The 22,656-nt window shown below is 64.2% G+C and carries 20 protein-coding genes and 1 pseudogene; 18 read left to right on the top strand and 3 right to left on the bottom strand.

Annotation, left to right across the window (positions count from 1 at the left end):
- Positions 1–496 (top strand): annotated as a pseudogene (locus Q0X61_RS03650) (Asp-tRNA(Asn)/Glu-tRNA(Gln) amidotransferase GatCAB subunit B); the annotation flags it as partial.
- A gap of 117 nt (positions 497–613) precedes the next feature.
- Here the strand turns inward: Q0X61_RS03650 and Q0X61_RS03655 are convergent.
- Positions 614–1,213 (bottom strand): maleylpyruvate isomerase family mycothiol-dependent enzyme, encoded by a 600-nt coding sequence (locus tag Q0X61_RS03655; RefSeq protein ID WP_297740455.1) that lies wholly within the window; start codon positions 1,211–1,213, stop codon positions 614–616.
- Positions 1,214–1,244: 31 nt separating this feature from the next.
- Between Q0X61_RS03655 and hisI the strand changes: the two genes are divergently transcribed.
- The 4 genes from hisI to Q0X61_RS03675 are packed head-to-tail and all read left to right on the top strand — an operon-like array spanning position 1,245 to position 4,152.
- The gene (gene hisI / locus Q0X61_RS03660; protein ID WP_367270698.1) at positions 1,245–1,565 is read left to right on the top strand and encodes a phosphoribosyl-AMP cyclohydrolase; all 321 of its coding nucleotides are present in this window, start codon (positions 1,245–1,247) and stop codon (positions 1,563–1,565) included.
- A complete protein-coding gene (locus Q0X61_RS03665; protein ID WP_297740458.1) occupies positions 1,562–3,037 on the top strand; it encodes an anthranilate synthase component I in 1,476 nt (491 codons plus the stop codon). The genes hisI and Q0X61_RS03665 overlap by 4 nt, the downstream gene beginning before the upstream one ends.
- Positions 3,028–3,405, top strand: a complete 378-nt coding sequence (locus tag Q0X61_RS03670; RefSeq protein WP_297740460.1) for a hypothetical protein — start codon at positions 3,028–3,030, stop codon at positions 3,403–3,405. Before Q0X61_RS03665 ends, Q0X61_RS03670 begins: the two co-directional genes overlap by 10 nt.
- Positions 3,406–3,423: 18 nt before the next feature.
- Entirely contained in the window at positions 3,424–4,152 is a 729-nt protein-coding gene (locus tag Q0X61_RS03675) for a cytochrome b5-like heme/steroid binding domain-containing protein (protein ID WP_297740462.1), read from the top strand.
- A gap of 99 nt (positions 4,153–4,251) precedes the next feature.
- Here the strand turns inward: Q0X61_RS03675 and Q0X61_RS03680 are convergent, their stop codons facing one another.
- Complete coding sequence (locus Q0X61_RS03680) at positions 4,252–5,118, bottom strand: A/G-specific adenine glycosylase (protein WP_297740464.1); 867 nt, start codon at positions 5,116–5,118, stop codon at positions 4,252–4,254.
- An 81-nt stretch (positions 5,119–5,199) separates the two neighbouring features.
- Here Q0X61_RS03680 and Q0X61_RS03685 point away from each other — a divergent pair, with 81 nt between their 5' ends.
- Genes Q0X61_RS03685 through Q0X61_RS03705 form a run of 5 tightly spaced genes read left to right on the top strand, consistent with a single transcriptional unit; the run spans position 5,200 to position 8,886 of the window.
- On the top strand, positions 5,200–5,412 hold the full coding sequence (locus Q0X61_RS03685) for an HGxxPAAW family protein (protein ID WP_297740564.1): 213 nt from the start codon (positions 5,200–5,202) through the stop codon (positions 5,410–5,412).
- Complete coding sequence (gene trpC, locus Q0X61_RS03690) at positions 5,409–6,185, top strand: indole-3-glycerol phosphate synthase TrpC (protein WP_297740466.1); 777 nt, start codon at positions 5,409–5,411, stop codon at positions 6,183–6,185. Before Q0X61_RS03685 ends, trpC begins: the two co-directional genes overlap by 4 nt.
- 10 nt (positions 6,186–6,195) lie before the next feature.
- Positions 6,196–7,425, top strand: coding sequence for a tryptophan synthase subunit beta (gene trpB / locus Q0X61_RS03695; RefSeq protein WP_297740468.1), 1,230 nt, complete (start codon positions 6,196–6,198; stop codon positions 7,423–7,425).
- Between the two features lies 1 nt (position 7,426).
- The gene (gene trpA, locus Q0X61_RS03700; RefSeq protein ID WP_297740470.1) at positions 7,427–8,260 is read left to right on the top strand and encodes a tryptophan synthase subunit alpha; all 834 of its coding nucleotides are present in this window, start codon (positions 7,427–7,429) and stop codon (positions 8,258–8,260) included.
- On the top strand, positions 8,257–8,886 hold the full coding sequence (locus Q0X61_RS03705; protein WP_297740472.1) for an SCO family protein: 630 nt from the start codon (positions 8,257–8,259) through the stop codon (positions 8,884–8,886). Before trpA ends, Q0X61_RS03705 begins: the two co-directional genes overlap by 4 nt.
- 2 nt (positions 8,887–8,888) lie before the next feature.
- On the opposite strand, the gene Q0X61_RS03710 is transcribed toward Q0X61_RS03705, so the two are convergent.
- Positions 8,889–11,663: a DUF2804 family protein gene (locus Q0X61_RS03710; protein WP_297740474.1), complete on the bottom strand. Its 2,775-nt coding sequence runs from the start codon at positions 11,661–11,663 to the stop codon at positions 8,889–8,891.
- Between the two features lie 158 nt (positions 11,664–11,821).
- On the opposite strand from Q0X61_RS03710, the gene dnaE reads away from it, so the two are divergent.
- From dnaE to Q0X61_RS03750, 8 genes are all read left to right on the top strand, one after another.
- The gene (gene dnaE / locus Q0X61_RS03715) at positions 11,822–15,343 is read left to right on the top strand and encodes a DNA polymerase III subunit alpha (protein ID WP_297740476.1); all 3,522 of its coding nucleotides are present in this window, start codon (positions 11,822–11,824) and stop codon (positions 15,341–15,343) included.
- A complete protein-coding gene (locus tag Q0X61_RS03720) occupies positions 15,343–15,885 on the top strand; it encodes a hypothetical protein (RefSeq protein ID WP_297740478.1) in 543 nt (180 codons plus the stop codon). The genes dnaE and Q0X61_RS03720 overlap by 1 nt, the downstream gene beginning before the upstream one ends.
- An 11-nt stretch (positions 15,886–15,896) precedes the next feature.
- Entirely contained in the window at positions 15,897–17,198 is a 1,302-nt protein-coding gene (gene hisD / locus Q0X61_RS03725; protein ID WP_297740480.1) for a histidinol dehydrogenase, read from the top strand.
- Positions 17,195–18,262, top strand: coding sequence for a histidinol-phosphate transaminase (locus Q0X61_RS03730; protein ID WP_297740482.1), 1,068 nt, complete (start codon positions 17,195–17,197; stop codon positions 18,260–18,262). Before hisD ends, Q0X61_RS03730 begins: the two co-directional genes overlap by 4 nt.
- Positions 18,263–18,264: 2 nt before the next feature.
- Positions 18,265–18,873, top strand: a complete 609-nt coding sequence (gene hisB / locus Q0X61_RS03735) for an imidazoleglycerol-phosphate dehydratase HisB (RefSeq protein WP_297740484.1) — start codon at positions 18,265–18,267, stop codon at positions 18,871–18,873.
- A complete protein-coding gene (hisH, locus tag Q0X61_RS03740; RefSeq protein ID WP_297740486.1) occupies positions 18,870–19,475 on the top strand; it encodes an imidazole glycerol phosphate synthase subunit HisH in 606 nt (201 codons plus the stop codon). Before hisB ends, hisH begins: the two co-directional genes overlap by 4 nt.
- 104 nt (positions 19,476–19,579) lie before the next feature.
- On the top strand, positions 19,580–20,317 hold the full coding sequence (gene priA, locus Q0X61_RS03745) for a bifunctional 1-(5-phosphoribosyl)-5-((5-phosphoribosylamino)methylideneamino)imidazole-4-carboxamide isomerase/phosphoribosylanthranilate isomerase PriA (protein WP_297740488.1): 738 nt from the start codon (positions 19,580–19,582) through the stop codon (positions 20,315–20,317).
- Positions 20,310–22,652, top strand: a complete 2,343-nt coding sequence (locus Q0X61_RS03750) for an HAD-IB family hydrolase (RefSeq protein ID WP_367270699.1) — start codon at positions 20,310–20,312, stop codon at positions 22,650–22,652. The genes priA and Q0X61_RS03750 overlap by 8 nt, the downstream gene beginning before the upstream one ends.
- Positions 22,653–22,656: the final 4 nt, after the last annotated feature.

Raw genomic sequence — 22,656 nt, forward strand, 5'->3', positions numbered from 1 at the left:
TTTCTCTGATATCGACTTCGCTGGCATTGTCGGCGCCGGAGCGCTTGACCTCGTCGACGCCACGGTGGCCGCCGGTGCGACGCCCGCCGCGGCGCGAAAGTGGTGGGTGTCCGAATTGGCGCGACGCGCCAACGAGGCCGGGGTGGAGCTCGACGCCGTCGGCATCACGCCCGCGCAGGTTGCGGCGGTGCAAGAACTCGTCGAGGAAGGCAAAATCAACGACAAACTGGCTCGCCAGGTCATCGATGGCGTCATTGCCGGCGAGGGCGAACCCGCCGAAGTGGTGGATGCCCGCGGGCTTGGCGTCGTATCCGACGAGGGCGCGCTCGCTGCCGCCGTCGACGATGCCATCGCCGCCAACCCCGACGTCGCGGACAAGATTCGCGGCGGCAAGGTGCAGGCCGCCGGCGCGCTCATTGGCCAGGTGATGAAGGCGATGCGCGGCCAGGCTGACGCGGGTAAGGTGCGCGAACTCATCTTGGACAAGCTCACGTAGCTGGATCATCCTCCCGGGGTTTCGATACGCCGCCTGTGGCGGCTACTCAACCACCGGGGCGGCCGCCAGACTCGCTCATCGAGTAGCGGGCGCAGCCCGCGTGTCGAGATGCAGCAACTACAACCCGGCGATGGACGCACGGTAAGCGGGCTCGTCGTCGGCGGTGATAACGACGTCGGCGTCGCGGCCGCTGAAATGGAGCAGTAGCTCGTTGGGTGCCCCCTCGACGTAGACCACCTGCTCGCCGCCCCCGTACGACTTCGCGTGCCCGTCGGTGGGTGTCACCACGAGGCGGTACGGCTTGCCTAGCTGCGTCTTTCGCGCCATCAGTAGCGCAATTCTGCGCAGATACTCCTGGTCGCTACGACTCAACTCGGCATGCTCATGACGCGGGCGCAGCACGTCTTCCAGGTGCAGGTAGAACTCAGCGCCGTTCACCAGCGGATCTACGAGACGCATCACCCATCCAGGACGCTCAAGCTTCTCCAGCAATCCCTCGAAACCCAGCCGGTGCAGCCCCTCCATCTGCAACCTTTGTGTACGCGCAGCGAAGCGGGGGGCACCGATACCCGGCAGTGCAGACAGACGATGCTCGCGCACCCACAGATGCGCGGCAAGATCTTGCACGAGCCAGCCTTCACACGCAGTCGGCGCGAGCGGACCAGCGGTGTGCATGGCATCGAGCAGTTGACGACGTTGGCGGCGGGCGAAAGTCATGGGTGCAGTCTACCTGCGGTTGAATGGGGGTATGCCGACGATCACCTTCAACCAAGACGGGCTCATCCCCGTCATCACGCAAGACGCCAACAGCGGCGAAGTGCTCATGATGGCCTGGATGAACAAAGAATCCCTGAGCCTTACCCAAAGCACCGGGCGTGCAACCTACTGGTCACGCAGCCGCCAGCAGCTGTGGGTCAAAGGCGAAACCTCCGGGCACACCCAAGAGGTCGTGGCGCTGTGGCTCGATTGCGATGGCGACACCATTCTCATGAAGGTCAACCAAGTGGGCGCCGCCTGCCACACCGGAACGCGCACCTGCTTCTCGAACTCCTTGGAGGTGCAAGCATGATCAGCCTCGACGAATTCCGCGTCCGCACGAAGCACCGTCGCGTCATTCCCGTGTGGGAAAAGCTCGTGGCCGACGACTTCACCCCCGTCGCCCTGTTCGACCAACTCTGCCGCGACCGCGCGGGCACCTTCCTCCTCGAATCCGCTGAAGCAGGCACGCAAGGGCGGTGGTCGATTGTCGGCGTCCGCTCCGAGGCGACGCTCACCTCCCGCGGCGGTGAGGCACACTGGAGCGGACGCGACATCGCGGGCCTCGACCGCCATGGCAGCCCACTGACGCTGCTTCGTGACGCGTTACTCGAACTCGCGACGGAGCCTGACCCCGACCTGCCACCCTTCCAGGCTGGGCTCGTGGGGTTCCTCGGCTACGACATCATCCGCCAACTCGAGCGCATCCCTGACCGCACTGTTGACGATCTGCACCTCCCCGAGCTGCTGTTCCTGCTTACCAGCGAAGTCGCCATCCTTGACCATCAACAAGGTGAACTCTGGCTCGTCGCCAACGCCATCAACTGGGACGGCTCGCCCGAACGTGTCGAGCAAGCGTACGAGCGTGCCGTGCGGGCCATCGACGACATGCGCGCGCGGGTGTGTGATGCCAGACGCCCGCTCACCGCGACGCCCACCGAGCCCGCCGAAGTAGACATCCGACGCCAGCGCACCAGCGCCGAGTTCGAGGCCATCGTGCGGCAAGCGCAAGAAGAAATCGCGGCGGGGGAGGCCTTCCAGATCGTTGCCTCGCAGCGTTTCGACATTCCCACCAGCGCGCACCCCTTCGACGTCTACCGCGCACTGCGCACCACCAACCCCAGCCCCTACATGTACTACCTGAATCTCGATGAGTTTTCGATCGTTGGTGCATCCCCCGAGGCGCTGGTGCAGGTGCGCGACGGAGTCGCCACCACACGTCCTATCGCAGGCTCCCGCCCGCGTGGGGCGACCCCGCAAGAAGACCGCAAGCTCGCCGAAGAGCTCGTCACGGACGAGAAGGAACGCGCCGAGCACATCATGCTGGTCGATCTCGGGCGCAACGACTTGGGACGCATCTGCCAGCCCGGCAGCGTCGTCGTGGAAGAGATGCTTGAGGTGCATCGCTATTCGCACATCATGCACCTCGAAGCTGCGGTGACGGGGAAGCTGCGCGCCGACTGCAGCGCCCTCGATGCCGTGCTTGCCTGCTTCCCGGCAGGAACTCTCTCCGGCGCACCCAAGGTGCGGGCAATGGAGATCATCGAGCAGCTTGAATTCACCCGTCGGGGCCTCTACGGCGGTGTCGTGGGTTACCTCGACTTCGCTGGTAACGCCGAGGTGGCCATCGCCATCCGCACGGCCGTGATTACCGACGGTATCGCTCACGTACAGGCGGGGGCGGGCGTCGTCAAGGACTCGGTGCCCGCGGCTGAGGACGCCGAGTGTTCCCATAAGGCCAGGGCCGTCGTCGCAGCGATCCAGAAGGCAGAATCATGGCGCTGACTGCGCGTGCATCGACGACGATCATCGGCCTCGCGGGCGCGGGCGGGGCAGCGATCGCAGGCAACATCCTGGACGTACCAGCGACGCGGGGCGTGGCTTGGGCAGGGCTCGCTGCGATTGGGCTCAGCCTCATGCTGCACGGCCAAGGATTGCGTGTGTTGGGCGTGCTACTCGCGCTGTTGAGCGTGACGGGCATCGTCGTATGCGTGATGGAGCAGCCGTGGGTCGTGGTCGCATTCGTTGCGCTGTTCGTGGCATCCGTGCTGTTCGTCACGATTGGACCAACCTGGCGCACGCAGCGCCCTCCGCGGGTGCAGCAGCGCAGCTTGTGGGAAGAGCTAGACAAGGGAGAAGACCCGACGCTGTAAGCCACTACGATTCCACTCATGGTTATTCTTGCCGGCCTTCCACTGCACCCTCTGATCGTGCATCTTCCCGTCGTGCTGCTGCCGCTGGCCGCACTGGGCATCATCTTCCTTACGGCCCAGCCGAAGGCTCGCCGACGCATGGCGGTGCCGACCATCGTCGTACTCGCGGTGGGGTTCGTCTCGACAATCGTCGCGAAACAGACCGGCGAGTCGCTTGCGCCATACGTCGGGGGCGAACCCACCACCCACGCTGAGCTTGGGCGCTGGCTGGTGTGGGCGTCGCTACTGTTCCTCGTGGTCGGGGGAGGCTGGCTGTGGTGGGTGCGCCACGACGTGCGTATCGCCGGGAAGCCAGACCAGACCGCCCGCATGAAACTACTCGGGGGAATGATCTCTTCCTTCATCGGCCTTGGCGTGCTGGCGCTCACGGTCACCGTCGGGCATCTCGGCGCCCAGGCGACCTGGATGGAAGTTGTCAACCCTCCGAGCAAGCCTACGCAGACGGCCCCGAATGGCGTCACCATGCTCGAAGTGTCCAAACACGCTTCCACCGACGACTGCTGGGTTGCCGTGGCCGGCAACGCCTACGACTTGAGCGACTGGCTGCCTCGCCACCCAGGTGGCCCCAGCAAAATTGGCCGAATCTGCGGCACCGACGCCACCGCCGAATTCACCAAGAAGCACGGAGAAGAACAGCGTCCACACACCACGCTTGAGCAGTACAAGATTGGCCCGCTGGTGGGGTGACCGCGTCCGATTCGACCGTTATCCTCCACACGCGGAAAATAGTGCCCAAAATGCGCCGATAGTTTCCGCCTGTGGAGGATAACGGTCACTTTCTGGAGGTCACCGCGGAAGGCTGAGCCCCTCCGGGGTGGCTTGCACGAGCCCGTCGGCCACGAGCGACGCCACAGCGCCCTGGAGCTGCACCGCATCGGACCAAAGCGCCTCGACATCGGCTTCTGCAAGCGGCCCGTCGGCCGCCCGCAACGCCCCCAACACCTTCCCGCGGGCCTGACGGTCGCTGCCTTCGAACTTTGCCTGTCGGGGCCTCCCTGCTGGGGCATTGTCCGGTTTGCCCGCCTGCACCCAGGTGCACCGGAGTTGCAGCGGACACGCGTCGCAGGCTGGCGACTTGCTGGTGCACACGAGCGCGCCGAGCTCCATGAGCGCCGCGTCGACGAGCCCCGCCTCATCCGGATCAGCGGGTAGCAGCCGTTCCATGTCAGTGAGGTCGCTGCGCTTCGCACCGGCCTGATTGGCAAGGCCATGCACGTAACGAGCCACCACCCGTCGGACATTCGTATCCACGACGGGGTGCCGCTGCTGGTAGTGGAACACTGCGACGGCGCGCGCGGTGTAGTCACCCACACCGGGCAGCGCGAGTAGGGCTTCCACGTCGTCGGGCACCTCGCCGTTGTGCCGCTCGACGATCTCTCGCGCAGCCTGCTGCAGGCGTAACGCGCGGCGCGGATAGCCCAGGTTCCCCCACGCGCGCAACACGTCAGCGGTGGGAGCTGCCGCCAGGGCAGCCGGCGTCGGCCACCTCGTGAGCCATCGATCGATCTCCACGGCGACCCTGGCTGCCTGCGTCTGTTGCAGCATGATCTCGCTCACCAACGTGCCCCAGGCAGGAAAGTTCGGGCGCCGCCATGGCAGGTCTCGGGCATGCTGTGCGTACCACGGAGCGAGCAGGCTGTAGGGATCAGTCATCGGGGATCACTCTAGGCCGCGTGCGTGCGCCGTCGCATACGTGTCACTTGCGGTATTGTCCTGGTCGTAGCGAAGAAAGGGATGAGGATGGCGCGCACAGCCCGTTACTACCACCACGGTCAGAGCCCGGCGGCCTGGACCGGCAGCATTCTGGCGGCGATCGGTTTCATCGTCGCGTTCGTCGGAATCATGCTTGGCCCCTCCTGGGTGGTCGTTGCTATCGGCAGTGGCGTGGTGCTGCTCGCAGGCCTTGTCACGATGGTCATGAAGGCGATGGGGTTTGGCCAACCGTGAGCGTTCTCGACTCCATCATCGCCGGAGTTCGCGCTGACATGGACGAACGCCGGCGCCGTGTCCCCCTCACGACGCTGGAGCAGCAGCTCGAATCGTGCCCACCAACGCGTAACCCCATGCCCGCATTTCGCGGAGACGGTCTGAGCGTCATTGCGGAAGTGAAGCGCAAGTCGCCGTCGAAGGGCGCGCTCGCCACCATTGACGATCCAGCCGCGCTGGCGCACGAGTACGAAGCGGGCGGCGCGTCGGCCATCTCCGTTCTCACCGAACAGCGCAAGTTTGGCGGCTCGCTCGACGACCTCGACGCCGTCCGCGCCCGCGTGGAGATCCCCGTGCTGCGCAAGGATTTCATGGTCGACGAGTACCAGTTCCTCGAAGCGCGCGTGCATGGCGCAGATCTTGTGCTCCTCATCGTCGCAGCCCTCACTGACGTCGAGCTCGCTCGCTTCCTCCGGCTAGCCCGCGATCTGCAGCTCTCTCCGCTGGTGGAAGTGCACAACACCCACGAAGCTGACCGCGCGCTGGCCGCCGGAGCAGACCTCATCGGCGTCAACAACCGCAACTTGAAAACCCTCGACGTGGATCTCGCCAACTTTGGCCGGCTCGCCAGCCACATCGGCGACGACGTGGTCCGCGTCGCCGAATCCGGCATTTTCACCCCGGCCGACGCTCGTCGCGTGCGCAACGAGGGTGCCGACGTGATCCTCGTCGGAGAGGCGCTCGTGCGGCATGGCGAGCCGAGACAGGCCGTCAGAGCGTTAAGCGCCAGCTAGTGTTGCTTCCATGACTTCACTTCCCGACGAGCTGGGCCACTTTGGCCAGTACGGGGGCAAGTTCGTCCCCGAAGCGCTCCAAGCCGCCCTACTGGAACTGCAACAGGCCTTCGCCGACGCGCAGGCCGACCCCAGCTTCGGTGAGGAGCTTCGTCGGCTCCAACGCGACTACTCTGGTCGCCCGACACCGGTCACCCTCGCCAAGCACTTCTCCGAACACGCTGGCAACGCCGAGGTGTACCTCAAGCGCGAGGATCTCAACCACACCGGCGCGCACAAGATCAACAACGTGCTGGGGCAAGCGCTGCTCACGAAGCGCATGGGCAAGCGCCGCATCATTGCGGAAACTGGCGCCGGTCAGCACGGGGTCGCGACGGCCACTGCCGCCGCGCTCTTCGGGCTGGAATGCCGCGTGTACATGGGCGAGGTGGACACGCAGCGCCAGGCACTCAACGTCGCGCGCATGCAGCTGCTCGGTGCCGAAGTGGTAGCCGTGGCTGCCGGTTCGCGCACCTTGAAAGACGCCATGAACGAAGCCATGCGTGACTGGGTGACCACCGTCGACGACACCCACTACCTCATCGGTACCGTCGGCGGACCCCATCCATTCCCCACCATGGTGCGGGAGTTCCAGCGCGTCATCTCGACGGAATCACGGGCGCAGATGCTGGAGCGGTTCGGCGGCCTGCCCACCCATGTCGTCGCGTGCGTGGGTGGCGGATCCAACGCTATCGGCCAGTTCTACGATTTCATCGACGACGATGTCGCCCTGCTCGGCATCGAGGCCGGGGGAGAAGGCCTCGAGACGGGTCGCCACTCCGCCACGATTGGTGCCGGGTCGCCCGGGGTGTTGCACGGAGCTCGCACCTACGTGCTGCAAGACGAGGATGGCCAGACGATCGAATCGCACTCCATCTCCGCTGGCCTCGACTACCCAGGAGTTGGCCCAGAGCACGCGTGGCTCGCGGACTCCGGGCGCGCTACTTACGAGTCAGTCACTGACGCCGAAGCGATGGACGCGTTTAAGCTGCTCACCCAAAGCGAGGGCATCATCCCCGCCATCGAGTCGGCACACGCCCTCGCTGGCGCGCTACGGCTGGGCCGGCGACTGGCCGAGGAGGCGCCGTCGACGACGCCCCGCATCCTGGTCTGTCTCTCAGGACGCGGCGATAAAGATACTTCAACCGCATTCGACTGGTTCGGGCTGACCGGCGAGCCAGACCTGAAGGTAGGTGCCTGACGTGACTTACCCAGAACATCGGCTTGGCCAATCCGGGCGCATCGTCGTGCGCTGCCTCGACGAAGGTCGCGCGGCGACCGTCGGCTACTACCCGGTTGGATACCCCGACGTCGAACGCTCCATGCAGGCGATGGAAGCCATCGTTGAAGGCGCCGACGGACACGGAGCAGACCTGGTGGAAATTGGCATCCCTTATTCCGACCCGCTCATGGATGGCAAGGTCATTCAGCGCGCCGCCACGCAGGCCTTGCGGGGCGGGGTACGCACCCGCGACGTGTTCCGCGCTGCGGAACGCGTGGGGCAAGCAGGCGCCATGCCGCTCACGATGACCTACTGGAACCTCATCGAGGCCTACGGTGTCGACGCCTTTGCTCGCGATTTCGCGAACGCGGGCGGCGGGGGAGTCATCACCCCCGACCTGCCTGCAGACGATTGCAAGGAATGGATAGCGGCCACCGACGCGCATGGCCTCGACCGCATCTTCCTCATCGCGCCGTCGTCCACCGACGAGCGGCTCGCGATGACGATGCAGGCGTCACGCGGCTGGGTGTACGCGACTTCCGTGATGGGCGTCACGGGCGCGCGTCAGCACACCTCCCAGGCGGCGCCGCGCATCGTAGAGCGGGCACGGAGGGCAGACCCAACCATTCCGGTGGGCATCGGGCTGGGCATCTCGAACGGCCAGCAGGCGCACGAGACGGCCGCGTTCGCCGATCTCGTGATCGTGGGTTCTGCGCTCATCTCGACGATCGAGAAAGCGCCGGATTTCGACGCCGGGTTGGCCGATTTGCGCGCACTTGCCGGCGATATCGCGGCAGGCGGAAGCAAGCGATGATCTCTCGACGTCACCTCATCACCGGGGCGGCAGCGCTGCCCCTCGTCGCCGCCTGTAGCGATGTCGACGAGGGCGCGGCCACCGTCGAAGGAGCTTCTACCGACAACACTTTCCACGGCACGCACATCCCCAACGGATGGGAACTACCCGACATCGAACTCACCGACCAGCACGGCAAGCCATTCAACCTCCGCACCAGCTGGAGCACCCCTGCCGCCGCCCTTTTCTTCGGGTACCTCAACTGCCCTGACGTATGCCCGGGCATCATGGCCGACATGGCGACGGCTAAGCGCCGACTCGGGGACGCGTCGCAGATCACCCCTATCTTGGTCACCACAGATCCAGCACGCGACACGCCAGAGGCCCTGCGTGAGTACCTTGCTCGTGTGGATGACACGTTCGTCGGCCTCACCGGCGACCTCAACACCATCAAGGATGTGGGCAACCAACTCCATATCGCGATTGAGAAGGGCAAACAGCTTCCAAGCGGTGGGTACGAGGTGGATCACTCGACGCAGGTACTCGGCGTCGGCAGCGACAAACGGGTCCACGTGGTGTGGACCACGCTCGGGCTGGACGTGAGTCACCTACGTGAGGATTACGAGCGCCTCATCTCCGGCGCCTAATTTCACCAGCGGTTTCGAACATCCTCCGCCCACCCGGTGAGACCCTTCACGGGTATGGATTTGCCGTCGATGCTCAGCGAACCTGACCATGTGCCGAACGCCTGATTCGTGTTGGAGGAGAGGACACCGAGCTGCGTGGACGCCGTGCGCAGGTGGAACGGCTCGAACCGCAAATCGATGCCCTCACCTCGCACGCGCCAGGGCCGCTCGTACTTGGTGGCATCGTATTCCCACAGCAGCTCTTGGCTGATCTTGTACAGGGTGTTCCCGACGATGACTGCGTTCTCGGTGCTGCCGGTACCATCGGTCCATTGGCCTCCGAGCTGAATCGCGAGGTGTTGCTTGCCGAGCCTGCCCGCACCCACGCCCCAATTCCAATGCACCGAGTACGGCCAGCGGCCGCGACCGTGATCGAGGGTGGCGAACGCCTCCGGGCCGGAGACGTTGTGCGCCTCGTCTCCAATCCAAATGGTGCCCGTGGCGCGTCGGCCCACATCCTTCACCGTGTATTGGAACGTCTGCTCATCCCAGGGCACCACGACGCCCAGCATGTCGCGCTGCTCGTTGAGGTGGGCGACGATGTCGAACGCTATCTCTCCGGTTTGGCCGCGAAGACGCGTGCCGGAAGGTACCTCGTCGAATCGCAGCATGAGCTTGCGGGTACGTCCGTAGCTGCGCCCCTCACCGATCGTGCCGGGCAGTTCTATCTGCCCGCCTAGCGGGATGGCGGCATCGGCGACCCATTCCTGGCCGGAGGCGAGATCGGCAAGGTAGAACCCCAGCACGCCGACATAGTCGAGGTGCGCGATCGTGAGCCCAAGCACATGCGACGACGTGGTCACCCCCCAATGCTCCCAGCGCTTGTTGCGCCCTGCCCGACGCAGTCCCCCGATGCCGTCGCTGCGGATGAGGGGAGTCCTGCTCCATCCCACTGCGGAGGCGTTGAGGGTGCCGTCGGGCATGGTGAGGTTTTCTGGTGTGGTGAGTTCGCGCTCCGCAACTGGAATAGCACGCGGCTGCTCGCCGAGCGAGCGTCGGAAGGCCTCATCGAGGGTCGCCATGATTGCCAAAGAGCGGGCTTCGTCGAGCTTCACCACGCGCCGGTCGTAGGTGACTAGGCCGTTCGTCTCTTCCTCAACGTCGCTCAGCTGGGTGTAGATGAGGACGCTCAGTCCGCGCTCCACGGCGTCTGCGATCTCGGTGCGGTGCAACTTCTCGTAGGCGAGCTCGAATTTGCCGCCGCTGACGTACCGCTTGTAACCGAACTCCTTTTCCACAGCGACGTGCCCCGGCACGCGGTGCGAGTAGCCGCCGTACTCCGTCAACGCGAGCGCGCGGCCGTCGGCAAAGTCCTCCGCTGTGGGGTGATACGGCTTGGTGTATGCGTGCTGACTACGGAAATCTCCGCCTCCTTGATCGAACCATCCGGAGGCATGATCTACCGGGCGCGACGGGTCCAGCTCGCGCAGTTTGCGGGCGGCGTCGAGGGCGTCGAATTGCCCCCAGCCTTCGTTGAACGGCACCCACACGACGACCGACGGCGAGGCCTTCAGCAGGGCGACGGTGGCTTCTAGCTCCGCGCGATACTCCTCCCGGCCTTCCGCGTCCTTGCGCCCCATCAGCCCGTGGCGGGTGTCGTCCACTTTCTTGGGCGCGTCGTTCGAGCCGCTCCTAAGAAACCGCGACGGTTTCGCACCGCCACTGACCATGTCCTGCCATACGAGCATGCCGATGCGATCGCAGTGGTAGTACCAGCGCAGCGGCTCCACCTTGATGTGCTTGCGCACCGTGTTGAAGCCCAGGCTCTTGGCGAGCGCGATGTCGTAGGCGAGGGCCTGGTCTGACGGCGCGGTAAGGAGGCCGTCGGGCCAGTATCCCTGGTCTAGCAGACCTTTCACGAGGAAGGGCTCGTCGTTGAGGAACACGCGCATGTGTCCGCGCGGGTCCTTCGCCACGCGTATCTCGCGCATGCCGAAGTAGCTCGACACTTCGTCGCTACCCAAACGCACCTGCACGTCGTGCAGGAATGGGTCGTTCGGGCTCCAGCGGCGGGCGTCTGGCAATCGAACGGTGGTGGGGGTATTGGTGTCCATCTCTGCCTCGGCGATTGGCGCGCCGTCGGCGGAGATCATGACGGTGGCCCGGCCGGGCTTCGGGGCATGCACGGTGATCTCCACCTCGTCGCTTGCGAGGCGCGGGGTGTAGTCCACACCCGCAATGTGCTGCTCGGGCACACACTCCAGCCAGACGGTCTGCCAGATGCCGGAGCTTGGCGTGTACCAGATGCCACCTGGCGTGAGCGACTGCTTACCGCGAGAGCGATACGAGGTGTCGGTGACGTCGCGTACCCTCACGACAATCTCGTGCTCGTCTCGGTGGAGGTGTTCGGTGATGTCCAACATGAACGGCAAGACGCCTCCGCGGTGTTCACCGGCGGGGGAGCCGTCGATCCAGACGTGGCAGTCCTGGTCGACGGCGCCGAAGTGCAGCAGCACTCGTCCTTCGCGGAATCCCTCGGGGAGGGTGAAGGTGCGGCGATACCACCCGAATTCACCTGGCTGCAGGATGCGCAACACGCCGGACAGCGGCGCTTCGGGAGCGAACGGAACCAGGATCGAGCGATCGAAGTCGGGACGAGCGCCGTCGTCGACGTTGCTGACGGCGTAATCCCACGTGCCGTTGAGATTGAGATAGGAATCACGAACCAACTGCGGGCGCGGGTAGTCCTGTAGTACGGCGTCGTCGTCGAGGGCTTCGCCCCAGGGCGTGGTCAACATGACGACGAGTCTAGTTGCCATGGACGCGGTTGCGTGCCGGCCTCGCCGTGCATGGTGGCGAAACCGTCACGCGCCTCGAATCGACGCTTCGTCTGGCCCTCGAGGTTCCGGCAGTGAAGAAGGTAGAGTAGCTGCGCCAGCCAACCGAGAGGACAGTCGTGGTCGACACGTTCGTGCACCTACACAACCACACCGAGTTTTCCATGCTCGACGGTGCCGCGAGGGTGAACGACCTGTTCGTCAATGCCGAGAAGATGGGGATGCCCTCCCTGGCCATCACGGACCACGGCAACTTGTATGGTGCGTATGAGTTCTACAAGGCGTCGAAAAACTATAACGTCAAGCCCATCATCGGGCTCGAGGCGTACTTGACTCCGCGCACGCATCGCAGCGAGCGCAAGCGCGTGCAGTTCGGGGACGGCACCGGCGACGATGTTGCATCCAAAGGCGCCTATACCCACATGACGATGTGGGCCGAGAACAAGGACGGGATGCATAACCTGTTCCGGCTCTCCACCCGCAGCTCGCTCGAGGGCTTCTTTTACAAGCCGCGCGCAGACCGCGAGCTGCTCAACGAATATGGCCGCGGGTTGATCGCGACGACGGGGTGCCCGTCGGGCGAGATCCAAACCTTCCTGAGGCTCGGACAGTACAACAACGCCCGCGAGGCTGCCGGGGAGTTCGAAGACATTTTCGGCAAGGGCAACTTCTACGTTGAGCTGATGGACCATGGGCTCGATATCGAGACGAACGTCCGCAAAGATCTGCTTCGGCTGTCGAAAGAGCTCAACCTGCCACTCGTCGCCACGAACGACCTCCATTACGTGCACAAGGACGACGCCGATGCCCACGACACACTCCTGTGCGTCTCGTCGGGCGCTCGGAAGGCCCAAACCGACCGATTCAAGTTCAATGGCTCCGGCTACTACCTGAAGTCTCCTGAGGAGATGCGCGAACTGTTCCGCGAGCACCCGGACGCGTGCGACAACACCCTCGCCATCGCGGAGCGCTGCGAAACCGTCTTCGATGAAGGCATCGGCATCTACATGCCCGTATTCCCGGTGCCCGACGGTGAGACGGAGGAATCCTGGTTCCACAAAGAAGTGCAGCGCGGCCTCGAGTACCGCTACCCGGGCGGCATTCCGCGCGAGGTGCAGGAGCGCGCCGACTTCGAGTCGAGCATCATCACCCAAATGGGGTTCAACGGCTACTTCCTCGTCGTGGCCGACTTCATCAACTGGGCGAAGAACAACGGTATTTACGTCGGTCCTGGACGTGGCTCGGGTGCTGGTTCCATGTGTGCCTACGCGCTGCGCATCACCGACCTCGACCCGATCGAACACGGCCTGTTCTTCGAGCGATTCCTGAACCCCGAACGCGTCTCCATGCCCGACTTCGACATCGACTTCGACGATCGACGCCGCGGTGAGGTGATCGAGTACGTCACCGAGAAATATGGCCAAGACAAGGTGGCGCAGATCATCACCTACGGCTCCATTAAGGCCAAGGCTGCGGTGAAAGATTCCGCGCGCGTGCTCGACATGCCGTTCGCGGTGGGCGAGAAGATCACCAAGGCCATGCCGCCGGATGTAATGGGCAAGGGCATCCCGTTGCCGCAGCTCTTCGACGAGAACCACCCGCGCTATGCGGAGGGCACGGAGTTCCGCGAGCTGTACCAGCAAGACCCGGATGTGAAGACCGTCGTCGACACCGCCATGGGCATCGAGGGTCTCAAACGTCAGTGGGGTGTACACGCGGCTGGCGTGATCATGTCGCGCGATCCCCTGATCGACATCATCCCGCTCATGCGTCGCGAGTCCGACGGTGCCATTATCACTCAGTTTGATTACCCGGGCTGCGAATCCCTAGGGCTCATCAAGATGGACTTCCTCGGGCTTCGCAATCTCACCATTTTGGGCGACGCGATCGAAAACATCGAGCGCAACACCGGCGACAAGATCGACCTGGAGCAGCTGCCGCTCGATGATGTCGCCACCTACGAACTGCTCGCGGCAGGCGACACGCTCGGCGTGTTCCAGCTAGACGGCGGCCCCATGCGCGCGCTCCTGCGTTCCATGCAGCCAGACTCGTTCTCCGACATTTCGGCTGTGGTCGCCCTCTATCGTCCCGGCCCGATGGGCGCTGATTCGCACAACAAGTACGCCAGGCGCAAGACCGGGCGTGAGGCCGTCGTGCCCATCCACCCGGAGCTCGAGGAACCCCTGGCCGACATTCTTGGCGAAACGTACGGCCTGATCGTCTACCAGGAGCAGGTGATGTCGATCGCGCAGCGCGTCGCCGGCTACTCGCTGGGCGGCGCCGACATGCTGCGACGCGCCATGGGTAAGAAGAAGAAAGCCGAGCTCGATAAACAGTACGTCACCTTCGAAGCGGGCATGAAAGAACGCGGCTACTCCGCCGAGTGCATCAAAACGCTGTGGGAAATCCTGGTTCCCTTCTCTGACTACGCCTTCAACAAGTCTCACTCCGCCGCCTATGGGCTCGTCGCCTACTGGACGGCGTACTTGAAGGCTCACTACCCGACGGAATACATGGCAGCGCTGCTGCAATCTGTGCGCGACGACAAAGACAAGCTCTCCATCTATCTCAACGAGTGTCGACACATGGGCATCCAGGTGCTGCTGCCCGATGTGAACTCGTCGGAGGTGGCATTCACCCCGGTGGGTAAAGACATCCGCTTCGGGCTGGGCGCCATCCGCAACGTGGGTGACAAGGTGGTGAAAGCATGGCTGGCTGAGCGCGACCAGCTGGGCCCGGCGAGTGACTTCAACGACTTTCTCGGCAAGGCGCCGCTCCAGTTCTGCTCGAAGCGCATCATCGAATCCCTCATCCGCGGGGGCGCGTTCGATGAGCTGGGGCACACCCGTCGCGCACTCATGGCCGTGTACGAGGAGGCCGTCGATTCCATCATCGACGTGAAACGCAACGCCGCGAATGGGCAGGACGACCTGTTCGGGCTCGCCGTCGACGATGACTCGGAGCAGATGGAGCACGTCGCGGTGCCAGATCTGGACGAGTGGGACAGGAAGACGAAGCTCGCCTTTGAGCGCGACATGCTCGGCCTGTACGTGTCCGACCACCCACTCAACGGCCTGGAACACGTCATCGCTGAACACAGTGACCGCACGATCGCCTCCACTGCCGGCGAGGATGCCTTCACGGGGAGCACCACGCTGTGTGGGTTGATTACTAGCGTCAACCGTCGCGTCAACAAGCATGGCGCCATCTGGGCGCAGGTCACGCTCGAAGACCTCACCACCGGTATCGAGGTCACTGTGTTCCCACGTGTCTACGAGCGGGTTTCGGGCATCCTAGAGCCTGACAACATTGTCGCCATCGAGGGTGTCGTGGAAGCGGGGGAAGACCGGGGAAGGATGCGCGCGCAGAACGTCACCGCTCCGCACGTCAACAGCGACGGCGCCGTCGGCCCGGTGATCATCACCATGGCCGAGACGCGCTGCACGCCGAGGCTGGTGGCGGATCTCAAGCGGGTCATCTCGTCCTACCCCGGCAGCGCCGAGGTGCACGTCGAGGTGAAGGGCAAGGCTCGCACGACCGTGTTTCGGCTTTCCGACGGGTTCCACGTGCAGCTCTCCTCCCCACTGTTTGCTGATCTGAAGGCGCTGCTCGGCCCCACCTCGGTGAGGATGGCGCACTGATGAGGCAAGATGCAGGACGCGGCATTTGGGAACGCTCCGGCTGGCGGGCTTTGGCGCAACTCATCGTGTGTGCCGCGGCAGGCGTAGTCGCCGGAGTGGTGTGGGTTTCGCTCGCGCCCAGAGCGCACTATCTCGTCGGCGAAGACTTGCACGCGACGATGTCCGAGCGTGCCTACGCCGAGATCATCGGCGGCGACGCGATGTTCGTCATGATCACCGCCATCGTCGGAACCTTACTCGGGTTGCTCACATGGGCGTGGTTCAGTAAGCGCAGCTGGTATGTCGTCGCATTGAGCGTGCTGGGCGCGCTGGTGATGACGCTCACGGCGTGGCCGGTGGGGGAGCTCATCGGCGGATCGGGCCTCACCGATCGTATTGCCATGGCTAGCGTCGGCGACTACGTGCAAATGGACTTGGTGCTGCACGCTCACAGCGCGCTCGCCGTCGGGCCGTTCTTTGCCATTACGCCCGTGATGTTGCTCTCGGCATTCCTGCCAGAACGCTCCGTGGACGCCCCAAAAACCGAGGACGGCGACGGGTAAACTCTCCTGGCGTGCTTCGAGTAGTAGATCTGCGAGAGACCCGAGACGGATACCGCGCGCTCTTGCCGCGTGCTGAGTTCAACGTCGAGCAGGCGGTGGGGCAAGTACAACCCATCATCGCCGACGTTGCCACGCGCGGGGAGGCGGCGATACTTGAATACTCCGAGCGGTTCGATCGTGTGGTGCCGGAGCATGTTCGCGTGCCAGCTGAGCAGCTCACGCAGGCTGAACAGGAACTGGATCCGACGCTGCGCCGCAGTTTCGAGGAGGCGATCACGAGACGTCGAGCCGTGGCGGAGCGCCTCGAACGCTTCCCCGAGGCAGAACCCGTCGAGCTGGCGCCCGGCGCGCTCGTGGGGTTGCGCAGCGCCCCCATGCAGCGGGTCGGCCTCTACGTTCCTGGTGGTCTCGCGCCGCTGGCTTCCAGCGTCATCATGAACGTCGTGCCCGCCCAAGTGGCAGGCGTGGGCGCGATCGCCGTTGCCTCTCCACCGCAGGCGGAGTTTGGAGGATGCCCGCACCCCAACGTGCTGGCGTTGTGCTCGATGCTCGGCGTCGATGAGGTGTACGCCGTTGGCGGTGCCCAAGCCATCGCGATGTTCGCGCACGGCGTCGACGGCCTGTGCGAGCCTGTGAACCTCATCTCCGGACCCGGCAACATCTTCGTCGTTGCAGCCAAGCGTGCCGTGCGTGGCCTCGTCGGCATCGATTCAGAGGCAGGGCCCACCGAGATCGCCATCATTGCTGACGACACGGCCAAGCCAGCCTTCGTTGCAGCTGATCTCATTTCACAAGCTGAACATGACCCCATGGCCGCCTCTGTGCTGATCACGCCCTCACAGTCGTTGGCCGACGCTGTCGGCGTTGAGGTGCAGCGCCAGGTGGAAGGCCAACTGCATGCGGAGCGCATCACTACCTCGCTGGGCGGGCCGCAGTCCGCCATCGTGCTGGTACGTGGCCTCGAGCAAGCGGTTGCGGTGGCCGACGACTACGCCGCAGAACACCTCGAGATTCACACTGCAGAGGCCGACACACTCGCCAAGCGCATCCACAACGCGGGCGCCATTTTCGTGGGCGAGCATTCGCCGGTCTCGTTGGGTGATTATTCCGCCGGGTCGACGCACGTGCTTCCCACCGCCGGCTGTGCATGCCACTCGTCTGGGCTCACCGTGCGCAGCTTCATGAAGTCGATGCATGTCATCCACTATTCGCGCGAAGCGCTCGCCGAGATCGCCGAGGGCGTCGAACAGTTCGCCCTCGCTGAGCATTTGCCGGGGCATGCCGCAGCGATCACCGTTCGGAGGCACGCATGAGCCTGCCGCTTCGAGCCGATCTAGTAGGCGCAGAACCCTACGGCGCGCCCATCCTGGACGTTCCCGTTGTGCTGAATGTGAACGAAAACCCGTACGGGCTCACCCCCGAGATTGCCGACGAGATGGGCGAAGCGGTGCGGAAATCCGCGCTGCGCCTCAACCGATACCCGGATCGCGACGCCCTGGCACTGCGCACTGACCTCGCCAACTACCTCGATGCGGGGCTCACCGCAGAGCGCGTCTGGGCGGCGAACGGCTCCAACGAAATCATGCAGCAGTTGTGCACCGCGTTCGGCGGTCCCGAGCGCACGGTACTCACCTTCACGCCCACGTACTCGATGTATCCCGAGTACGCGCGCAACACCCTCACCCGCTACGTCACTGAGCCCCGCCGCGACGACTTCACCGTCGACACCGAACTGGTGCTCGAGGCCGCTGCCAAGCACCAAGCGACGATGGTCCTCCTTGCCCGTCCCAACAACCCCACGGGCACGGGCATTCCTCTCGAGGTCATCGACGAGGTGTGCGCCGGCACCGATGCCCTCGTCGTGGTTGATGAGGCATATCAGGAGTTCTCGACGGAACCCTCGGCCGTTGGTTTGCTCGACGCGCACACCAACCTCATCGTCTCGCGCACGATGAGCAAGGCATTCGCCTTGGCTGGGGGCCGCGTCGGTTACCTTGCCGCGTCGCGGGAGATCGTCGATGCGTGCCGCGTCGTGCGTCTGCCGTATCACCTCAGCGCTCAGACGCAGGCCGTCGCACGCGTTGCGCTTCGCCACGCCGACGTGTTGCTGGCCAAGGTGCGCAAGCTGGCGGCATCAGCCCGAGACTTCGAGCAGTGGGCCCGGGGGAGGGGCTACAGCGTCGCCGATTCGGTGGCGAACTTCACACTGTTCGGGCGCTTCCCGGATCGCCATGCCGTCTGGCAAGGCTTGCTCGAGCGTGGCGTTCTTATTCGCGAGACCGGGCCCGACGGGTATCTGCGGGCATCCGCTGGAACGCCGGAAGAAATGCAAGCGTTGCGGCGAGCGCTCGACGATTTGAACCCCGAAAAGGAATGACCATGGTACGCACAAGCACCCAATCGCGCGCGACGAGTGAGTCCCGCATCACCGTCACCGTCAACCTCGACGGCACTGGCGTCGCAAACATCTCAACCGGCGTTGGCTTTTACGACCACATGCTGACCACCCTCGCGAAGCACTCACTCATCGACCTGAGCGTGGAAGCGGAGGGCGATCTCCACATCGACGCACACCACACCGTCGAAGACACAGCCATCGTGCTCGGCAAGTGCGTGGCAGAGGCGCTGGGCGACAAGTCCGGCATCCGACGCTTTGGGCACGCAGTGGTGCCACTCGACGAGGCCGTCGCTGAGTGCGTGGTCGATGTCGCAGGCCGTCCGTACGTGGTCTGCGAGGGTGAGCCCGACGGGCAGGCCTACGCCCGCATCGGAGGTTCCGGTGTTGCGTACCCAGGGTCCATGACGCAGCACGTCTTTGAATCGTTCGCTCTGAACGCCGGCGTGTGCCTCCACATGAATCTGCGCTCCGGGCGTGACCCCCACCACATCGTCGAGGCCCAGTTCAAGGCTCTGGCCCGGGCGCTGAGAGCAGCAATCGAAACAGACCCTCGCTCGCCGGGCATTCCGAGCACGAAGGGTGCGCTGTGATCAAGAAGGTTGGCATTCTCGATTACGGCACTGGCAACCTACACTCCGCTGCGAAAGCGTTCGAGCGTGCCGGCGCCGACGTCGTCGTCACCGGGCGCTTGGAAGAGCTGGGGCGGTGCGAGGCGCTCGTCGTGCCTGGCGTGGGCGCATTCGCCGAGTGTGCACGTCGTCTGGCGGAAGTAGGCGGCTTCGACTATGTACGGGGCTGGGTGCAGAAAGAACGCCCGCTGTTTGGCATCTGCGTCGGACACCAGGTGCTGTTCTCCTCGGGTCTGGAACATGGCGTACCCACCGACGGCATCGGCATCTATACAGGTGTGGTGAGCAAAATGCCTGCCACCCCGCTGCCACACATGGGTTGGAACACGGTTGCCGCTGGAGAGAGTTCCAAGCTCTTCGCTGGGGTGCGTGACGAGCGGTTTTACTTCGTGCACTCCTACGCGGTGCAGCAGGCCGTGCGCGGTGCGGTGTATGCAAGTTATGGCGACGTGCGTTTCGTGGCCGCAGTAGAACAAGGTCCGGTGTGCTCTACCCAGTTCCACCCGGAGAAGTCCGGTGTGGCCGGGCTACAACTGCTGAAGAACTGGCTCGCCGCCTACTGATGTGCCAACTCACTACGAAGGGGCTGCCGAAGGCAGCGCGCACGCAACCCACGTCCTGTTTCCCTAGGGTTGACGAATCTTTAGATCGGCTAGAGTTGGGCGTCGTGGACACGCTTGATTTATTGCCCGCCGTCGATGTGCAGGGCGGCCAGGCCGTGCAGCTCGTCCAGGGTGTAGCAGGAACTGAAAAGACCTTCGGTGATCCGCTCGCGGCTGCGAAGCGCTGGGTGGATGCCGGTTCGCGCTGGATTCACCTCGTCGATCTGGACGCCGCCTTCGGTCGTGGGTCCAACGCCGACTTGCTCGCAGACATCATCGCTCAGATTGACTGCCATGTGGAGCTCTCCGGCGGAATCCGTGACGAAGCCAGCCTTGAACGTGCGCTCGCCACCGGCTGCAAGCGCGTGAACATCGGCACCGCCGCGCTCGAGAACCCGCAATGGTGCGAAGAAATTATCGCTTCCCATCGCGACGCCATCGCCATCGGGCTCGACGTGCGCGGTGAGCGGCTGGCGGCTCGCGGATGGACCCGCGAGGGCGGGCGATGGATGGACACCGTCGACCAACTCGCGGCGGCTGGGTGCGAGCGTTTCGTGGTTACCGACGTCGAGGCGGACGGCATGCTCACAGGCCCTAACTTCGATCTGCTCGCCGCTGTGGCTCGGCGGTCGGGCAAGAAGGTTGTCGCGTCTGGAGGCATCGCCACCCTCGACCACCTCCGACGGCTGCGCGAGCTCGTCGCTGCTGGCATCGAGGGCGCCATTGTCGGCACTGCGCTCTACGTCGGGCGGTTTACGATTGCCGAGGCGCTCGCGGTTGCTGAAGGAGATGCGCATGCGTAACCCTGCTGCTTCATTTGGTGTGGCCGAACGCGGACATGTGCCCCCACTGCTCGATGGGCGTTTGAGAGATCTCCTCGCAGGCAAGAAGATCGCCATGACGGGTGTCACCGGATTCATCGGTGAGCAGATGCTGTGGGCGTTCCTCAACGACTGTCCCCAGACGCGCACCGCGGTCTTGGTGCGCCCGAAAGGCACACACACAGCGGAAGACCGCGTGAAGCAGCTGCTCGGCAAACAGATCTTCGCTGAGGTGGTCGAGCGTGCTGGCTCTCTCGATGCGCTCCTCGAGGAGCGCATCGAGGTGATCCCCGGCGATCTACCTAACGTTCCACAACTGCCGCGTGACATCGATGTGCTCATCCACTGCGCAGGCGATGTGTCGTTCGACCCGCCCATCGACCAGGCCTTTAAAACCAACGTGCTGGGCACCCAGGCATTGCTCACCCGCTTCCTCGAATCCGTCACCGACGACAACGGCGAGCTCGAGCGTATTCCGCACTACATCCACATCTCGACGGCCTACACCGCCGGCCGGCGTCGCGGTGCCATCCCGGAGACGGCGCACGCGCACGACGTGGATTACATGGTTGAGACCGAAGCTGCCCTGCAGATGGCAGAGCACCTTGAGGCGGCTTCGCGGTCTCCAGAACAGCTCACGAGACTGCGCAAGCAGGCCGAGGCGTTGCACCGCCAGGCCGGCTACCTCACCACGTCAGAAGACACGGAGCGGCGGCGCATCGAATGGGTGCAGAAGGAGCTCGTGGCCGCGGGCACGGAACGCGCACGCTCACTTGGCTGGACGGACGTGTATACATTCGCGAAGGCGATGGGTGAGCGCGTGGTGGCTGACATGTGTAAAGACATTCAGGTTTCCATCGTGCGCCCGGCGATCGTTGAATCCTCCCTGCGGTATCCGTACCCCGGCTGGATCGAGGGCTTTAAGATGGCCGATCCCATCATCCTCGCCTACGGACGAGGGCAGCTACCCGAGTTCCCTGCATCACCGGATGCGGTCATCGACATCATCCCTTGTGACTACGTGGTGAACACCATCATCGCGGTGTGTGCTACTCAGCCCGAAGCGGGCCAGCCGGAGTTCTATCACTGCGCATCGGGAGCCAGGAACCCCCTGACCTTCCGTGGCATTTACGAGCAGGTTCGCGCATACTTCGAGGAGCATCCGTACAACCACGGCACCGCCTCCACGCCGCTTGCGACGTGGAAGTTCCCGGGCGCTGAACCCGTCGAACGGATGATGTGGGTGGGGGACAAGGCAACCAAGATTGCTGACAAGTTGTTGAGTTTCGCGCCACGAAGCAAGGGTGTGCGCAAACTGGCCGCGCAGGTGGATCAGTCGCGCAAGCAACTCGACTTCCTCAATAAGTACCTCACTTTGTACGGCGAGTACCTGCAGTCCGAACTGCATTTCGTTGACGACTGCACGCTCGCGCTCCACAACTCGCTGCATCCCGACGATAAGGAGCGCTTCGGCTTCGACTCGGCTGCATTCGACTGGAATCACTACATGCAAGACGTCCATGCGCCTTCCATCTGCGATCCGGAGAAGCGAGCCGCAGCCAGGCGAAAGCGCCGCGCAAATCGCCAGCCCACCTTCCGCGATATCGAGCCGTCGAACACGCCCGTCCTTGCAGCCTTCGACCTCGATGGCACGGTGATGGCCACCAACGTCATCGAGACATACTTGTGGTCGAAGATGCCTGAACTATCCGCCTTCGGACGGGTTGCGGAGCTCGCCAAGCTCGTGACGGCGCTGCCCAACTACCTGGGTGCTGAGCGACGTGACCGCGGAGTGTTCTTGCGTTCGATCTACCGCCGCTACGAGGGTGCAGATCTCGAGGCGCTGGAACAGTACGTCGACGAACGTCTGGCGCCGCTGATTCTTGACCGCATGTCGCCCGACGCGATCAGGCGCATACGCGAGCACCGCGACGCCGGGCACACCACGGTCCTCATGACTGGCGTCATTCGTCCGCTGACCAGGCCCTTTGAAGGCTTGTTCGACGTGATCGTCGCTGCCGATCTCGCCACGGATGTGCATGGCAAGTGCACCGGATTCTTGAGTGGCCCGCCGATGGTCGGTGAGTCTCGCTCGGCGTGGCTCAGGCACTTCGCGGCTCTTCACGGCGTTGATCTCGACCACTCGTATGCGTACGCCGACTCGCACGTAGACCTCCCCATGCTGAGCTCGGTGGGATACCCCGTCGTGGTGAGCCCCGACATCGGCCTCATGCGTGCTGCCAAGCAGCGCGGTTGGTCGCTCGTCGACTGGCCTGCACTCAGCCCCATCCCTCGTTGGAAGATGCCCAAGGCGTAAGAAA

The organism is uncultured Tessaracoccus sp. (assembly GCF_947255005.1).
Lineage (GTDB): Bacteria > Actinomycetota > Actinomycetes > Propionibacteriales > Propionibacteriaceae > Arachnia.

Coding starts and splice junctions, on each gene's coding strand:
- hisI (WP_367270698.1), top strand. CDS start 1,245: ATGCCGACGATCACCTTCAACCAAGACGGGCTCATCCCCGTCATCACG.
- Q0X61_RS03705 (WP_297740472.1), top strand. CDS start 8,257: ATGATCTCTCGACGTCACCTCATCACCGGGGCGGCAGCGCTGCCCCTC.
- Q0X61_RS03680 (WP_297740464.1), bottom strand. CDS start 5,118: ATGACTGATCCCTACAGCCTGCTCGCTCCGTGGTACGCACAGCATGCC.
- trpB (WP_297740468.1), top strand. CDS start 6,196: ATGACTTCACTTCCCGACGAGCTGGGCCACTTTGGCCAGTACGGGGGC.
- hisB (WP_297740484.1), top strand. CDS start 18,265: ATGGTACGCACAAGCACCCAATCGCGCGCGACGAGTGAGTCCCGCATC.
- Q0X61_RS03730 (WP_297740482.1), top strand. CDS start 17,195: ATGAGCCTGCCGCTTCGAGCCGATCTAGTAGGCGCAGAACCCTACGGC.
- Q0X61_RS03685 (WP_297740564.1), top strand. CDS start 5,200: ATGAGGATGGCGCGCACAGCCCGTTACTACCACCACGGTCAGAGCCCG.
- Q0X61_RS03670 (WP_297740460.1), top strand. CDS start 3,028: ATGGCGCTGACTGCGCGTGCATCGACGACGATCATCGGCCTCGCGGGC.
- Q0X61_RS03710 (WP_297740474.1), bottom strand. CDS start 11,663: ATGTTGACCACGCCCTGGGGCGAAGCCCTCGACGACGACGCCGTACTA.
- Q0X61_RS03665 (WP_297740458.1), top strand. CDS start 1,562: ATGATCAGCCTCGACGAATTCCGCGTCCGCACGAAGCACCGTCGCGTC.
- Q0X61_RS03720 (WP_297740478.1), top strand. CDS start 15,343: ATGAGGCAAGATGCAGGACGCGGCATTTGGGAACGCTCCGGCTGGCGG.
- Q0X61_RS03750 (WP_367270699.1), top strand. CDS start 20,310: ATGCGTAACCCTGCTGCTTCATTTGGTGTGGCCGAACGCGGACATGTG.
- Q0X61_RS03675 (WP_297740462.1), top strand. CDS start 3,424: ATGGTTATTCTTGCCGGCCTTCCACTGCACCCTCTGATCGTGCATCTT.
- Q0X61_RS03655 (WP_297740455.1), bottom strand. CDS start 1,213: ATGACTTTCGCCCGCCGCCAACGTCGTCAACTGCTCGATGCCATGCAC.